The sequence below is a fragment of the uncultured Desulfovibrio sp. genome, from assembly GCF_949282365.1.
Classification (GTDB): domain Bacteria; phylum Desulfobacterota; class Desulfovibrionia; order Desulfovibrionales; family Desulfovibrionaceae; genus Desulfovibrio.
Map to the genome: position 1 here is coordinate 23,183 of NZ_CASDOY010000005.1, position 14,064 is coordinate 37,246.

Sequence of the window (14,064 nt, forward strand, 5' to 3'; positions counted from 1 at the left end):
CATGAGTATCGGCCCCAATTATGAACCGGACCGCGGCAGCTGGACCTGCGGCCGTTGCGGTTGCCCGCTGGAGCAGGGCAAGGTGCAGGTCTTTTACCTCAACAGCGCTTTCGACGTCATGCTGCCGCGTTGTCCGCAATGCGGCCTGACCATGGTGCCCAAGTCGCTGGCCGAGGGCAAGATGCTGGAAGTGGAAGCCCTGCTGGAAGACAAGTGAGCCAGCTCTATGCCCGGCCGGAATTCCGGCGCATCGCGGGCGAGCATTGGCGGCCCGGCGGCACGGAGATCACGGACAGGCTGCTGGCCCTGGGACGGCGCTGGCACGATGCCGGGCCGCACGGCCGCATCCTGGACGTGGGCTGCGGGCCCGGCGGCAGCGTGCGCCATCTGCGCCGGCAGGGGCAGCAGGCCTGGGGGCTGGACATGGTGCCGCGTCCCCAGTGGCGGACGGAGGCACCGGACGGGACGGCAGGGCTGCCGTATCTGGTGGCGGATGCCTGCGCGGGCCTGCCGGTACGGGACGGCGCTCTGGACGTGATCCTGTGCGAGTGCGTGCTGTCCGTACTGCCGGATGCGGCGACGTTTTTGCGCGACGCGCGGCGCGCCCTGCGCCCGGGCGGGCTGCTGGCCTGCAGCGATCTCTACCGGCGCGCCGGGGGCACGGCCCCTGCCGTACCACAGCCCGGCGGCTGCGCCGCCGGGGCCCGTTCACGGGCCGCCTGGACGGCGCTGTGCGCGGAGGCGGGCTTCACGCTCCGCCATTTCGAGGATGCCAGTCCGGCGCTGGCCCGTCTGGCTGCCGCCCTGGTCTGGTACGGCGACAAGCAGAGCCTGCGGGAGTGGGGCCTGTGCGGTCCCGGCTGCGGGACGGCGGCGGAAAAGCCGGGCTATGCGCTCTGGATCGCGCAAAAGGAGGAAGCATGAATCCCCTGATGATGGATCTGTTGCCGCTGGTGCGGCAGGGCTATTGCTGCAGCCAGCTGCTGGTGCAGCTGTTGCTGCAGGCCCAGGGCAGGGAGCTCCCCGATCTGGTGCGGGCCCTGCATGGCCTCTGCCACGGCATCGGCCAGTCCGACGGCCCCTGCGGCCTGCTGACGGGGGGCGCCTGCACGCTGGCCCTGATGGCGGGCAAGGGGGCCGAAGGCGAGGAGGCCCATCCCATGCTGGCGCCCCTGCTCAACGAGTACGCCAGCTGGTTCTATGAACGCACGGCCGCTTACGGCGGCTGTTCCTGCGGGCAGGTGGCGGCCGGTCTGGGCGCGCGGAGCGATGCGTCCGCGGAGCCCGATCCCGTGGCCTGCGGCGACCTTCTGGCCGAATGCTGGGAAAAGATCCTGGAACTGGTCCAGAGCTACGAGCTGGATTTCATGGCCCATGCCTGAGGTGCGCATGGAGCTGCTGCACGAGACCCAGAGCCTGTGTCCGGTCTGCCTGCGGCGGCTGGATGCCCGCTATGTGCGCCGGGGCGGGGACATCCTGCTGGAACGGACCTGCCCCGAGCACGGCCCTTTTGCCGCCCTGGTCTGGCACGAGGCCGCGGAGGACGGTATCACGCCGCCGCGCTTCGAGAGCTGGTCCCGGCCAAAGACGCCCTCCTATCCGCGCGAACCGCGCACGCCGGTACGGCACGGCTGCCCTTATGACTGCGGCCTCTGCCCGGCGCACGCCCAGCATACCTGCACCGGCCTTGTGGAAGTGACCCTGCGCTGCAACATGGCCTGTCCCATCTGCTATGCCTCGGCGGGCGGCGCTGTGCCCGACGATCCCCCGCTGGAGACCCTGGCCTTCCAGCTGGACAGCCTGCGCCGGGCCTCGCCGGGCTGCAACATCCAGCTTTCCGGCGGCGAGCCCACGCTGCGCGACGATCTGCCCGCCATCATCCGTCTGGCCCGGGAACGGGGTTTCGGCCTGTTGCAGGTCAACAGCAACGGCCTGCGCCTGGGGCTGGAAGCGGGCTATGCCCGGCAGCTGCGCGAGGCCGGTCTGGATTCCGTCTATCTGCAATGGGACAGTCCCGACGCGGCAGGCTGCCTGCCCCTGCGCGGGGCCGTGGCCCTGCCCGACGGGCTGGATCTGCCTGCGGTCAAGCGCCGGGCCGTGGAACGGTGTGCGGCCGCAGGGCTGGGCGTGGTGCTGGTGGCCACGGTGGCACAGGGCGTCAATGATGACCGCCTGGGGGCCATGCTGCGTCTGGCTCTGGAACTGGGGCCCGCCGTACGCGGTCTGCACATCCAGCCTGTGGCCCGTTTCGGCCGCTATCCCGGACGGCTGGAGGACGGCCCGCGTCTCACCCTCAGCCATGTCATGGCCGCCCTCTGCCGTCAGGCGCCGCAGTGGCTGCGCATGGAACACTTCCATCCGCCGGGCTGCGAGCATTCCCTCTGTTCCTTCAGCGCCCTCTATGCCCGGGAAAAAGGCCCGGACGGCGGCGTCATGCTGCGCTGGCTGCCTGATGCGGCCCAGTCCTGCTGCGGCCCTGCCGTGGACAGGGTCCCGCCTTCCGCGGCCGAGGGCGCCCGCAAGTCCCGCCAGTTCGTGGCCAGCCACTGGCGCGGCGAGCCCGGGCCCGGAGGGAGCGGCTCCAGGGCTGCGCTGGCCGATGATTTCAGCCGTTTCCTGGCCCGGGCCGGGGCCGGACAGCGTTTCACCCTCTCCTGCATGGCCTTTCAGGACGCCCTGGCCCTTGACGTGGAGCGGGTGCGCGGCTGCTGCATCCATGTGGTGCGTCCTGACGGGCGCATGATCCCCTTCTGTCTCCACAACCTCACCTCCACGGAAGGCCGGATGCTCTATCCCCAGCGCCTGGCCGGCGGGGAGACGCATCATGACGCCGGATAGGGGAGGGGCCGCCGTGAGCGGCGCGGCACTGGCGGGGCTGCCGCCGGCGGTCCTGCGGGCCCTGACGCATCCCGCGCCCTTCGCGCTGGGGCTGGATGCCTGGCTGGCGGCGGAATGCGGGGCCGCACGGCCGGAAGACCTGCCTGCCGCCGTGCGTGCGCGCCAGCTGGAACTGCTCAATGCCGATCTGTGCCACATGGCGCTGCACGGTCCCCTGTACCGGCAGCGCCTGCAGGCGACGGGCCGTCTGTCGACAGCCGGTCTGCGGCCGCTGCATGATCTTTCCGAACTGGCGGAACTGCCGTTCACCACAGCGGATGACCTGCGCCCCGGCGAGGCCCTGCTCTGCGTCTCGCGCGATGCGGTGGCACGCATGGTCACGGTGGCCACCTCCGGCAGCACGGGCGCGCCCAAACGTCTGGCCTTCAGTGATGCCGAGCTGGCGCGGACGCGGGATTTCTTCGCCGTGGGCATGGCCCAGATGGTCACGGCAGGGCAGCGGGTGGCCGTGCTTTTGCCGGGCGCGCACCGGCCCCGGGGCATCACGGATCTGCTGAGCGCCTGCCTGGCGCCGCAGGGCGTGCGGGTGACGGCCTGCATGGAACTGGCGGAGGCCCTGCTCGTCGCGCCACAGCAGGCCCCGGGAGCGGAGCGGGCCCGTCTGGCCGACTTGCGCTGTATCTGGCAGGCCCTGGCGGACACGGCTCCGGCCGGTCTGGCCCTGGTCCTGCTGCCCCGGCAGCTGGAAGACTTGCGGCAGGCTTTCCCGCAGACACCGCCCGGCCTGAGCGCCGTCCTGTGCGCTGCCGACTGGCTGGACCCGGCCCTGCGCCGTCAGGTGGAGCGGGACTGGGACTGCCCCCTGCTGGAGCATTACGGGTCCACGGAAAGCGCTTTTGCCGGAGCCGTGCAGTGCCGTTGCCGGGAAGGGCGGCATGTGCGGGCCCTGGACCTGCTGCTGGAGATAGTCCATCCTGTGACGGGAGAGGTCCTGCCCGCGGGCGAGCCCGGCGAGCTGGTCATCACCACCCTGCAACGGCGGGCCATGCCCCTGTTGCGCTACCGCACCGGCGACATGGCCAGTCTGCTGGAGGGGCCGTGCGCCTGCGGCAGCCCCCTGCCCCGCCTGGGGCCGGTACTGGGGCGCATCGTGTGCGACGGGAAGGATTTTCATCTGACGCATCCCCGCAAGGGGGGCGCCGGGGAGAGGGAGCCATGCGCCATTACGCTGTGATACTGGCAGCCGGAGCGGCGTCCCGCATGGGGCAATGCAAGGCCGTGCTGCCCCTGCCCTTTGCGGACGGGGCGCGCTGCGCCCTGGAGACGCTGGCCGGATTGTACGCCTTTTGCGGGCACTGTTTCGTGGTGACGGGCCATCATGCCGGTCTGCTGGAACCGCTGGCCCCCGCCTGGGGCCTGCGGCCCGTGCGCAACCCGCGACCGGAAGACGGCATGTTCTCTTCCCTTTGCGCGGGCCTGCGCGCCGTGCTGGAGCAGGCGGCAGCGGACGGCTGCCCGGCGGGGCAGGGGGTGGTCTTCGTTCATCCTGTGGACGTGCCCCTGACCCGGAGCCTGACCGTGCAGGCCCTGCTGCGGGCCGCGGCGGTCTGCCCGGACACGGCCCTGCAGCCTGTTTTCGGCACGGAGCCCGGCCATCCCGTCTGCCTGCCGCTCTCCCTGGTGCCGGCCATCTTGGACCATGATGGCGAGGAGGGCTTGCGCGGGGCCCTGGCGAAGGTCCCCTGCCGTCAGGTGCCGGTGGCGGACAGCGCCATGTTGCTGGATATGGACACGCCCGCACAGTACGCGCATCTGCAGGCCCGGGCGGCCTGTCATGGAGCCCTGACGCGGGAAGAGGCGGAGGCCCTGCTGCTGCAGGCTGGTGTGCCGGAGCAGGGACTGCGGCATGCGCTGGCCGTGGGACTGGTGGCCGAAGCCCTGTGCGCGGCCCTGGCGGCGGCGCGTCGGGAGGACGATCCCGTGGAGAGGGCCCTGGCGCTGGCGGCCGGACTGACGCACGATATCCGCAAGGGCGCGCACGGGCATGAGGCTGCGGGCGGGCGGCTGCTGGCGCGGCTCGGCCTGCCCCGCATGGCGGGCATCGTGGCGGCGCACCGCGACCAGAGCGTCCCGGCGGAGAAAAAGCTGGGGGCGCACGAGCTGGTCTATCTGGCGGACAAATACTGCCGCGGGGGGAACTGGCTCCCCATCATGCGGCGTTTCGGGCAAAAACTGGAAGAATTCGGTGCTGATCCCGAGGCCCGTGCCGGTATCGAAGGACGGCGCGACCGGGCCCTGGCCCTGGAGGGCCGTCTTGCCGCCGAGCTGGGGCAGGACCCGGCCCGGCTGGCCCGGGAAGCTCTGGCCGCGGCCGATGTGGCGGCCCGGGCGCAGGCGCTGGATGCCACGCGCAGGCTCTGGGCCCCCGTGGGCGGCTTCCCGGCGGAGGATGTCTAGGCCATGGACGGTCTCTGGCTGCTGCGTCACGGAGCCCTGCCGCCCAATCCCCAACGGCGTTTCGTGGGCGCGCGGGAGATAGCCCTGAGCGATGCGGGACGGGAGCAGGTACGCCGTGCCGCCCGTGCCCTGCTGGCGGAATGCGGCGTGGCGCAGGCCGGGCCCGTCATGCGTCCTGTGCCGGAGCGGGCGGACATGCCGGGACCGGTGACGGCCGTGGCAGGAGGGCCGGCGACGCTGCCCCGGCGCATCGTCTGCTCGGATCTTGGCCGCTGCCGGGAAAGCGCGGCCCTGGTGCGGGAGGTCTTCCGGGGATACGGGCATGATGTGGACATCTTCCCGGATGCCGCCTTGCGCGAGATCTCGCTGGGCGGCTGGGAAGGACTGACCGTGGCGGAAGTGGAGGCACGCTGGCCGGGCAGCCATGCGGCGCGCGGGGCGGCCATGGCGGACTTCACGCCGCCGGGAGGGGAGAGCTTCGCCGGGGTCCAGGCACGGGCCGTGGCCTGTGTGGAGCGCTGGCGATCACGCTTTTCCGGGGAATGCCTGCTGCTGGTCAGCCACGCGGGCGTCCTGCGCACGCTCCTTTGCCACTGGCTGGCCTTGCCGTTGCGGGAGGTGATGCGCGTGCCTCAGCACTATGCCTGCCGCATGTGGCTGCCTTCCTGGCCGGAAGGGCGGTCCCCCCTGCAAGCCTGATGAAGGGCGCACGGATGCGCCGCGCTGCCGGGTCGGCGGGCTGGAGCGTCGGATAAGGAATATCAGTTCGGGGAGGCAGGCGCGGCAGGACCGGAAAGGCGGGAGGCTGCGGCCGTCTGTCATGGCGTTGCGGGCCTGCGCGCAAGAGCAGCGCGCCGCCATCCGCCGGGCCGTCCTTCGCTGACGGTCCCGGGCCGTCGTCCCTTTTTGACCGTCATTCCCGCCCCTGTTCGCAGGGGTTCTTCTTTTTCCCGCCGTCATGGCGCTACGTCGTGCCCCCTGTACGCAGGGGGCTTTTGTGTTTCCGGCCGGCCACGCGGCCTGTCCCGGCCTCATCCGGGAGGCAGGGGGCGCGGCCTTGCGGGCGTCTTTCCCCTTCCCGGGTCTTTCCTGAAGGCAGGGCTCGACAGATGTCCCCCGGCAGGAGGCCGTTGCCGTAACAGGCCGGAAAGCACGTCTGTTCCCGTCCGTGCGGGGCAGATCCGCGTTGGACTGCCCGCGGGCAGGCGGCATTTTTTTCGGGGACGGCCGCACAGGGGAGACGATGGTCCCGCCCCTCGCCATCCTCCCAATAACGCGCGCTGGGGGAAGGATGGGGCCCGGGGGAAAGGAGCCCTCTTGTGCGCGGGCCCAGGGGGGGCCCTCCCCCCGGACGAAACATGATGCGCCTGGGTTTAATCCAGGGTCAGGATGACGGACAGGGCCTTGAAGATGACCCAGACACTGCTGCCCACCGGCGGGATGGGGCTCTCGCCGCGCACATGCAGGGCGCAGGCCTGGCTGCCGTCGGGAAGGTTGACCAGGATCTCGGCCAGCATCTCGTCCTGCCGCACGCGCTCCACCGTGCCGCGAAAGCAGTTGCGGCTGGCCACGGGGGGCGTCTCCTGGCCCTGGTCCGGCTCGATGATGATCCAGGGGGCCTTGATGCTGGCCGTGACCAGCATGTCCTTGGCCAGGCCCAGGCTCTTGCTGCTTTCATCCGTGATCATGGCCGTGACGTGCAGCCCCCCGGCCGTACACAGGACCACCGTGACCATGATGCCGGAGGCCCGCAGCTGTTCGATGCGGCCGTGGAAGACGTTGCGGGCGCTGGTCCGCAGGCCGCTGGTGCGCTGGACGTGTTCGCGCAGCAGGCTCTGGGCGGCCTTGAGGTTGTAGCGGATGCTGCCGGACTGCTGACGCCGGTTGCGTCCGGCGAACATGTCGGCCACGGGCGCGGGCAGGCCCTGGCGCACCAGCTCGATGATGCGGGTCTGGCGCAGGCTGCGGGCGCTGAGCAGGCCGGCGGGCAGGCCGCAGGCGTTGCCGCATTGCTGCAGGCTGCGGCGCACATAGCTGGCGTCACAGCGCAGCAGGGCGCCGCTGGGGGAGAACAGGGCGGGGTCTTCCATCATCTGGCGCAACCTGCGGGCATGGGTGGCCGGCAGGGGCACCTGGCGGGCATGTTCGCCCTGGATGTGGATGGTGCCCGCGCTCCAGTCCATATGCGTCAGCTCCAGCGAAAGGGCTTCCACCAGGCGCAGGCCGCCGTAGCGCAAGAGCATGAAGATGCACCACAGGCGGGCATGTGCCCGGCGCGCCCGCATGCTGGACGATTCGGCATACTGCTGCCAGTACCAGGACTCGGCCGCCAGCAGCTCCTGATCGCTCAGGCCTTTCTCGTCCCGCAGCAGGCTGGCGTTGTCCTGCCGCATGAGCTTTTGCTGGAGCCATTTCCTGTCTTCAGTTTCCAGACTGTGCAGCAAAGTGCTGAGTCTTTCACGTTTTTGCGCAGAAACCATAAGAACCCTCCGATAACCACCTCCAAAATAAATTGAATCATAAGATGTTACAAGCTGTCACGCTTTTTGTCTAATCCGTGCCTGCCTTGCTCCCGTGCCTCAGGCGCGTAAAGTGCAGCATGACGAGAACATGAAAAGCCAAGGAGGCTTGTATGTGGGTTGATCGTATGCTTTCCGCCTGTGCCAAAAGCGTGTGCCTGGCGGCCGCCGTCCTGATGCTGTCGCTGGGCTGCGGGCAGGTCATGACGGCATCCGCCGGAGAGATGACCGTATCCGCCGCGGCCAGTCTGACCAATGCGTTCGCGGAACTGAAGACCGCCTTTGAAAAATCCCATCCGGGCGTGACCGTACACACCAACTTCGCCGCTTCCAATCCGCTGCTCAAGCAGATGCAGGAAGGCGCGCCGGTGGACGCGTTCGCTTCCGCCGACCAGGAGACCATGGACAAGGCCCAGAAGGCCCAGCTCATCAAGCCTGAAAGCCGCAAGAATTTCGTGAGCAACACCGTGGTGCTCATCGTGCCTGCCCAGGGGCACAAGTTCGCCAGCCTCGGCGAACTCAAGAAGGCCCAGCGCATCGCCGTGGGCTCGCCTGAAAGCGTGCCCGTGGGCCGCTATACGCGCGACGCCCTGAAGAACGCCGGGCTCTGGGATGCCCTACAGTCCTCCTTTGTCTACGGCAACAGCGTGCGGCAGGTTCTGGATTATGTGGCCCGTGGCGAAGTCGATGCCGGTATCGTCTACGCCACCGACGCCAAGCAGCGTGCCGACAAGGTGGCCGTCTGCCTGACGCTCACGGGACACAAGCCTGTCACCTATCCCATTGCCGTGGCCACCACCGGCAGCAACGCTGCTATGGGTCAGGCTTTCGTGGACTTTGCCCTTTCCCCCGAAGGGCAGGAGATCCTGGCCCGTTACGGCTTCTCCAAGCCGTAATTTCTGATGGCGGCAGCGTTGCGGACGCTGCGGCCCGTTTACCGGGTCCGGACATGTCCCGACTCCTGCATGTCCGGGCCCGGCTTTTTGTGAGCTGCGCCCCCTGCGCCCGGCGGGCCCGCCTTGCCCGCCGGGCGCAGGATGTTGCCTTTTCTGTCGCGCGGCCCCTGCCTGTCCGGCAGGGGCGTCGTCTGGATACCGCATGGAATACCTTGTCCCTACCGACCTGGCCCAGCCGCTCCTGCTGTCGTTGCGGGTAGCCGGCATAGCCACGGCCCTTTCCTTCCTGGCCGCGCTGTTCGTTGCCTGGCGCCTGGCCCGCCGCCACGGTCCCCTGCCTGCCCTGCTGGATGCCCTGTGTACGCTCCCCCTGGTGCTGCCCCCCACAGTGCTGGGCTATTATCTGATCCTCGTCATCGGGCGTAACGGTCTGCTGGGACCGTCCCTGCGCGAGCTCGGGCTGCAGCTCATCTTTTCCTGGCAGGGGGCCGTGGTGGCCGCCACGGTGGTGGTCTTCCCCCTGCTGTACAAGTCCGCGCGTGCCGCTCTTGAGCAGGTGGACCCGCATCTGGAGAATGCGGCGCGCACCCTTGGCGCCTCCGAGTTGCGCATTTTGCTGACGGTCTCCCTGCCGCTGGCCTGGAAGGGGATCTTTGCCGGGCTCATGCTGGCCTTTGCCCGGGGCATGGGCGAATTCGGCGCGACCCTCATGGTGGCCGGCAATATCCCCGGCAAGACGCAGACCCTGGCCCTGGCCATCTACGACGCCTTCCAGGCGGGCAATGACGCGCTGGCGACCCTGCTGGTGCTGGTGACCTCCGGCCTGTGCGTGTCCCTGCTCATGGCCGCCGAGGTGCTGGTCAAATACAAAAGAAGGCGGCGCGGCGCATGATCTATCTGGATATCAAAAAATCGTTCGACGATCCCGGCAGGGCGGCTCCATTCCATCTGGACATCCGGCTGGAGATGCCGGAAAGCAGCCGGACCATGGTGCTGTTCGGCGCTTCCGGTTCCGGCAAGACCCTGACCCTGCACTGCCTTGCCGGTCTGGTCCGCCCCGATGCCGGGCATATCGCCGTGGACGGGCATGTGCTCTATGACGGCGAGCAGGGCATCTGCCTGCCCGCACGGCGGCGGCGCATCGGCTACATGTTCCAGGATTACGCCCTGTTCCCGCATTTGAGCGTGCTGCACAATGTGGCCTACGCCGGTACCGGGCTCTTTCCCTGGCGGGTGAACCGGGAGCAGCGGGCATGGGCCATGGAGATGCTGGACCGGCTGGGCATCGCCCATCTGGCGGGCCTGTATCCCGGCCATCTTTCCGGTGGGCAGAAGCAGCGCGTGGCCCTGGCGCGGGCGCTGGGCACGCGGCCTTCGCTGCTCCTGCTGGATGAACCCTTCTCCGCGCTGGACCCTCTGCTGCGCGAACGCCTGCGCGGCGAGATCCAGGAGATCCTTTCCCGCCTCACCATCCCGGCCGTCATCATCAGCCATGACCCGGACGACGTGGACGCCTTTGCCGGGACCCTGGTCATGTACCATCGCGGGCGGGCGCGCATGATCCCGGCCTATGAGCCCCTGCGCCGGGATCACGCCAGTGCCGGCGACTGCCTGCGCCATTTGCAGAAGGAGATGCAGGAGGAGACCGAGCGGGGAAGGGCCTGCTGAACGGCCGGCCCGGCCTGCGGGGCCCTGGGCGCGAAAGCCCGCCCCGGCCCCTGGAGGTCCCGCTGCCCCGTCTGCGGGCGCTATCCCAGCGGATTGCCGTTTCCCGGACCGCCATCCCCGGGACACGTCGCCGTGCGCGGCGAACGGCGGACGCCACGGACATCATGGGCAGGGACTTCGGGATGCTGCCCCGCGCGGCAACGGGGGCGCGTCGTGGCGCTGCACCCGGCTGCCGTTCTCGCTGGCGTCCTGCGCGTCCCACCTGAAGCGGGCCCCGCTGCAGGGCTGGCCGCAACAGGCGCGAGGGCGCGTCCCGTCTGCCGTCCACGACGCGGCCATGCAGGGAGCCGCATGACATACGATCCTTTTGTGCACTATCGTGGAGCGGCGGACCGCCGGACGAAAGAGCTCCTTCGGGAGCTTTTTTTGTTGCGCTGCTGCACGCTCCGGGAGCATGCGCGGTGCATGCTTGCATCATCTGCCGGCGGGACGACAGGGCCGGTGCCGCACGGTGGCGGCGCATACTGCCAAAAAAGGCAAAGGCATGGATTTTGCTTGTCATTTGTCACAGATTTCTTTTGAATAGCCGCAGCGCTGAACAGGGACGTCATGCGGAGAGACAGATGACAGAAACAGAAAGATCCATGGCCGGGGCAGGCGCTGATGCGCACCGCCCCTGGCAGAAAGGGGCGGGCCTGATCCTGCTGACGCTGCTGTGCATGACCCTTTTTGCCCTCAACTCCATCTTGTGCCGCCTCGCGCTGCTGCATCACGGCATGGATCCGGCGAGCTATACCGCCATCCGCCTGATCTCGGGAGCGCTGATGCTCCTGGCGCTGCATCGCTGGCGCTGCCGCAAGCGCCAGCCTGCGCCGGACTGGCGGGGCCAGGGCAGCTGGCCTGCGGCCGTCGCGCTCTTCATCTATATGCTGGCCTTTTCCGTCGCCTATGTGAACATGCCCACCGCCGCAGGGACCCTGGTCATCGCCGTGGCGGTCCAGACCAGCATGCTCGGCTACGGCATCCGCGCCGGGCAGCGTCTCGATCCGGGGCAGGCCCTGGGCATCGGTCTGGCCATGGCGGGCCTTGTGCTCCTGCTCCTGCCCGGGCTGGAAGCGCCGCCCCTGCCGGCGGCCGTGGTGATGTTCGTTTCCGGTTCCGCCTGGGGAGCCTACAGCCTGTGCGGACGCCGGTCCCGGCATGCGGCGGCGGCCACCACCGACAATTTCATCCGCTGTGTCCCGCTGGCGCTGCTGCTCCTGCTGGTGGCGGCATGGCGGTTCTCCCTGCCGCCGGAGGGCGTGCTGCTGGCCCTGTGTGCCGGGGCCCTGGCTTCGGCGCTCGGTTATGTCCTCTGGTACGCCCTGGTGCCCTGCTACAGTATCGCGGCCGCAGCGGCGGCCCAGCTGAGCGTCCCCGTCATCACGGCCGCGGGGGCCGTGGTCTTCGTGGGCGAGGCCATCACCCTGCGCCTTGTCCTTTGCTCGGCGGCCATCCTGGGAGGGATCTTCATCGTGGCCCTGTGGGGGCAGCGGCATGCCGCTGCCGGGCCCAGATAAACGGCGGGCATCCCGCCATCAGGAGTCGTCATGGCCTGCGGACTGGAACTTTCGCGACGGTATTTTGAACACTGCCTGCCTCTGCTGGAAAGGGAGGCGGGGGAGATCCTGCCCCTGTGCGCCATCGGTCTGGCAGGGGAGGGCTCGGAATGTCTGGGCTTCGACGACGGGATCTCCCGGGATCATGACTGGGGGCCGGGCTTCTGCATCTGGCTTTCCCGGGAGGATCTGGACCGGCACCGGCAGCGTCTGGAGGAGGTCCTGCGCCTGCTGCCGGCGACCTTCGGGGGCCTGCCCTGCCGCATGGCCCCGGAACGGCGTCTGGGGCGGGTAGGGCCCATGGCCACGGAAGATTTCTACGCCCGCTTCACCGGCCGGGATACGCCGCCCCATGACTGGCGGCACTGGCTGGGCATGCAGGAATGGGCCCTGGCCGCCTGTACCGGCGGCGAGGTCTTTTTTGACGGTCCCGGCCGTTTTTCGGCCTGGCGCGCGACGCTGCTGGATTATTTCCCCCGAGACCTGCACCTGAAAAAAATGGCCACGCGCTGCATGCAGATGGCACAGGCCGGGCAGTACAATCTGCCGCGCTGCCTCCAGCGCGGGGACAGTATCGGCGCCATGCTGGCCCTGGGCAGGTTCAGCGAAGCGGCCCTCTCCCTGGTCTGCCTGCTGAACCGGCGCTATCTGCCCTTCTACAAATGGGCCCACCGTACCGTGCAGGCCCTGCCCCGTCTGGGCAGCGACATCTGCACCGCCCTGCATCAGGCCGCTGCGGCATCTCTGGCGACGGAAGAAGGCGGGCAGCGCGCCGTGGCGGCCGTGGAGGATATCTGCGTCCTGGTGGCGGCGGAGTTGCGCCGTCAGGGCCTGAGCGACGAGGAGGACAGCTGGCTGTGGCTGCACGGGCCGGCCCTGATGCGTCAGGTGCGTACGGCGGAGATCCTGCGCATGGACCTCTTGCGCGACTGAGGGCAGGGGACTGCGGGCCGCACTGACGAGTGCCGTGCACAGGATGGTGCCGTGCGCCACGCCGGGAGGAAGGGCGACGTACGCTGCCCGCAGCCGTCAAAAAGACTTTTTTTGCCGTCATGCGGAGCGCCCGGCGTGAGCGCAGACGGGCACGGCGTCCCGTCGGTGGCGGGAGCGGCCTGCCGGAGCCGGGACGCGACGGGCCATGGTTGCGGGCGGCTGCCCCTTTTGGCAATATGGGAGCAGCCATGAACGGGCGCCGTGCAAGCGCGCCGTCACAAGATGTTTTTCAGGAGTGGAAACATGGATGCAAAAAGCTGGATCCAGGAGGTCCGCGCCGCCGGCAAGCTGATGGCCGCCGGTGACCTTGCCGGTGCTGAAAGCCGGTATCGCGGTCTGCTGGACACGGGAGCGGTCACGCCCCTGTACAGGGCTCTGGCCCTGGACGGGCTGGGACGTGCGCTTTTTGAGCAGGGCCGTCAGAAAGAAGCCATCGACGCCATCGAGGAAGCGGTGGCCCTGCTGCGCGAGCATCAGGGGGCGAAGGATCCCGTCACCTGCGGGGCCCTGCAGAACCTGGGGCGTCTGTACCTTGCCGCCGGTCAGGTGGACAAGGCCCTTGCCGTGGGCCGGGAGGCTGTGGAAGGCCTGCGCGCCGGTTTTGGCGACGACCATCCGCTGGTGGCCGGGGCCATGCTGCGCCTTTCGGCCAACCTGTACACGCAGGGCGATCTGGACGGCGCGGAAGAACTGTTGCTCAAGGCCCGGGCGGCTTTTGAAAAGCAGTCGGACAAACAGTCCCGTCTGGATGTCGCCACCTGTCTGAACAATCTGGGCCGCATCCATGAAGAGCGCGGCGACCCCATAACGGGCATCGATCTGCATCGCCAGGCTGTCGCCATCCGCAAGGAGCTGCTGGGCGACCACGCGGACACGGCCTTTTCCCTGGGCAATCTCGGCGTGGCCCTGGCGACGATGGGCCGCTGGCAGGAAGCTGTGGATACCCTGCAGGAAGCCCTGGACTGCTATGCCCGGGCGGGCCGCAGCTCCGGCCCGGACATCGAGGGCTACCGCAAGAACCTTGAAGTCTGCCGGCATGCCTTGCAGATGATGGGACCGGAGGCCGCGCCCCGGACCTGCGGCAAGTAGCCGCAC

At 69.1% G+C, this 14,064-nt stretch carries 14 protein-coding genes; 13 read left to right on the forward strand and 1 reads right to left on the reverse strand.

Going from position 1 to position 14,064, the window contains the following annotated elements; genetic code table 11:
• Window position 1: 1 nt before the first annotated feature.
• The 7 genes from Q1X76_RS02835 to Q1X76_RS02865 are packed head-to-tail and all read left to right on the forward strand — an operon-like array spanning window position 2 to window position 5,994.
• Window positions 2-217, forward strand: a complete 216-nt coding sequence (locus tag Q1X76_RS02835) for a DVU_1557 family redox protein (RefSeq protein WP_300718006.1) — start codon at window positions 2-4, stop codon at window positions 215-217.
• On the forward strand, window positions 214-924 hold the full coding sequence (trsM, locus tag Q1X76_RS02840; protein ID WP_300718008.1) for a DVU_1556 family methyltransferase: 711 nt from the start codon (window positions 214-216) through the stop codon (window positions 922-924). The genes Q1X76_RS02835 and trsM overlap by 4 nt, the downstream gene beginning before the upstream one ends.
• Entirely contained in the window at window positions 921-1,382 is a 462-nt protein-coding gene (locus tag Q1X76_RS02845; RefSeq protein ID WP_300718010.1) for a DVU_1555 family C-GCAxxG-C-C protein, read from the forward strand. Before trsM ends, Q1X76_RS02845 begins: the two co-directional genes overlap by 4 nt.
• Window positions 1,375-2,838, forward strand: coding sequence for a radical SAM (seleno)protein TrsS (gene trsS / locus Q1X76_RS02850; protein WP_300718012.1), 1,464 nt, complete (start codon window positions 1,375-1,377; stop codon window positions 2,836-2,838). The genes Q1X76_RS02845 and trsS overlap by 8 nt, the downstream gene beginning before the upstream one ends.
• Window positions 2,825-4,072, forward strand: coding sequence for a DVU_1553 family AMP-dependent CoA ligase (locus Q1X76_RS02855; RefSeq protein ID WP_300718014.1), 1,248 nt, complete (start codon window positions 2,825-2,827; stop codon window positions 4,070-4,072). Before trsS ends, Q1X76_RS02855 begins: the two co-directional genes overlap by 14 nt.
• Entirely contained in the window at window positions 4,054-5,295 is a 1,242-nt protein-coding gene (locus tag Q1X76_RS02860) for a DVU_1551 family NTP transferase (protein WP_300718016.1), read from the forward strand. Before Q1X76_RS02855 ends, Q1X76_RS02860 begins: the two co-directional genes overlap by 19 nt.
• Before the next feature lie 3 nt (window positions 5,296-5,298).
• The gene (locus Q1X76_RS02865; protein ID WP_300718018.1) at window positions 5,299-5,994 is read left to right on the forward strand and encodes a histidine phosphatase family protein; all 696 of its coding nucleotides are present in this window, start codon (window positions 5,299-5,301) and stop codon (window positions 5,992-5,994) included.
• A gap of 674 nt (window positions 5,995-6,668) precedes the next feature.
• Here Q1X76_RS02865 and Q1X76_RS02870 read toward each other — a convergent pair.
• Complete coding sequence (locus Q1X76_RS02870; protein ID WP_300718020.1) at window positions 6,669-7,775, reverse strand: TOBE domain-containing protein; 1,107 nt, start codon at window positions 7,773-7,775, stop codon at window positions 6,669-6,671.
• 152 nt (window positions 7,776-7,927) lie between these two features.
• Here Q1X76_RS02870 and modA point away from each other — a divergent pair, with 152 nt between their 5' ends.
• From modA to Q1X76_RS02900, 6 genes are all read left to right on the forward strand, one after another.
• On the forward strand, window positions 7,928-8,710 hold the full coding sequence (modA, locus tag Q1X76_RS02875) for a molybdate ABC transporter substrate-binding protein (RefSeq protein ID WP_300718022.1): 783 nt from the start codon (window positions 7,928-7,930) through the stop codon (window positions 8,708-8,710).
• A gap of 202 nt (window positions 8,711-8,912) precedes the next feature.
• Entirely contained in the window at window positions 8,913-9,602 is a 690-nt protein-coding gene (gene modB / locus Q1X76_RS02880) for a molybdate ABC transporter permease subunit (protein WP_300718024.1), read from the forward strand.
• On the forward strand, window positions 9,599-10,378 hold the full coding sequence (locus Q1X76_RS02885; protein WP_300718026.1) for an ATP-binding cassette domain-containing protein: 780 nt from the start codon (window positions 9,599-9,601) through the stop codon (window positions 10,376-10,378). Before modB ends, Q1X76_RS02885 begins: the two co-directional genes overlap by 4 nt.
• A 623-nt stretch (window positions 10,379-11,001) precedes the next feature.
• The gene (locus Q1X76_RS02890; protein ID WP_300718028.1) at window positions 11,002-11,937 is read left to right on the forward strand and encodes a DMT family transporter; all 936 of its coding nucleotides are present in this window, start codon (window positions 11,002-11,004) and stop codon (window positions 11,935-11,937) included.
• Window positions 11,938-11,967: 30 nt separating this feature from the next.
• Window positions 11,968-12,909, forward strand: a complete 942-nt coding sequence (locus tag Q1X76_RS02895) for a DUF4037 domain-containing protein (protein ID WP_300718030.1) — start codon at window positions 11,968-11,970, stop codon at window positions 12,907-12,909.
• A gap of 303 nt (window positions 12,910-13,212) precedes the next feature.
• On the forward strand, window positions 13,213-14,058 hold the full coding sequence (locus Q1X76_RS02900) for a tetratricopeptide repeat protein (protein WP_300718032.1): 846 nt from the start codon (window positions 13,213-13,215) through the stop codon (window positions 14,056-14,058).
• Window positions 14,059-14,064: the final 6 nt, after the last annotated feature.

What these genes read in the sequence shown, in the direction of transcription:
- Q1X76_RS02835 (WP_300718006.1), top strand. Translation starts at nt 2, where the DNA reads ATGAGTATCGGCCCCAATTATGAACCGGACCGCGGCAGCTGGACCTGC.
- Q1X76_RS02865 (WP_300718018.1), top strand. Translation starts at nt 5,299, where the DNA reads ATGGACGGTCTCTGGCTGCTGCGTCACGGAGCCCTGCCGCCCAATCCC.
- trsS (WP_300718012.1), top strand. Translation starts at nt 1,375, where the DNA reads ATGCCTGAGGTGCGCATGGAGCTGCTGCACGAGACCCAGAGCCTGTGT.
- Q1X76_RS02890 (WP_300718028.1), top strand. Translation starts at nt 11,002, where the DNA reads ATGACAGAAACAGAAAGATCCATGGCCGGGGCAGGCGCTGATGCGCAC.
- Q1X76_RS02870 (WP_300718020.1), bottom strand. Translation starts at nt 7,775, where the DNA reads ATGGTTTCTGCGCAAAAACGTGAAAGACTCAGCACTTTGCTGCACAGT.
- modA (WP_300718022.1), top strand. Translation starts at nt 7,928, where the DNA reads ATGTGGGTTGATCGTATGCTTTCCGCCTGTGCCAAAAGCGTGTGCCTG.
- Q1X76_RS02855 (WP_300718014.1), top strand. Translation starts at nt 2,825, where the DNA reads ATGACGCCGGATAGGGGAGGGGCCGCCGTGAGCGGCGCGGCACTGGCG.
- Q1X76_RS02845 (WP_300718010.1), top strand. Translation starts at nt 921, where the DNA reads ATGAATCCCCTGATGATGGATCTGTTGCCGCTGGTGCGGCAGGGCTAT.
- modB (WP_300718024.1), top strand. Translation starts at nt 8,913, where the DNA reads ATGGAATACCTTGTCCCTACCGACCTGGCCCAGCCGCTCCTGCTGTCG.
- Q1X76_RS02895 (WP_300718030.1), top strand. Translation starts at nt 11,968, where the DNA reads ATGGCCTGCGGACTGGAACTTTCGCGACGGTATTTTGAACACTGCCTG.
- Q1X76_RS02885 (WP_300718026.1), top strand. Translation starts at nt 9,599, where the DNA reads ATGATCTATCTGGATATCAAAAAATCGTTCGACGATCCCGGCAGGGCG.
- Q1X76_RS02900 (WP_300718032.1), top strand. Translation starts at nt 13,213, where the DNA reads ATGGATGCAAAAAGCTGGATCCAGGAGGTCCGCGCCGCCGGCAAGCTG.
- Q1X76_RS02860 (WP_300718016.1), top strand. Translation starts at nt 4,054, where the DNA reads ATGCGCCATTACGCTGTGATACTGGCAGCCGGAGCGGCGTCCCGCATG.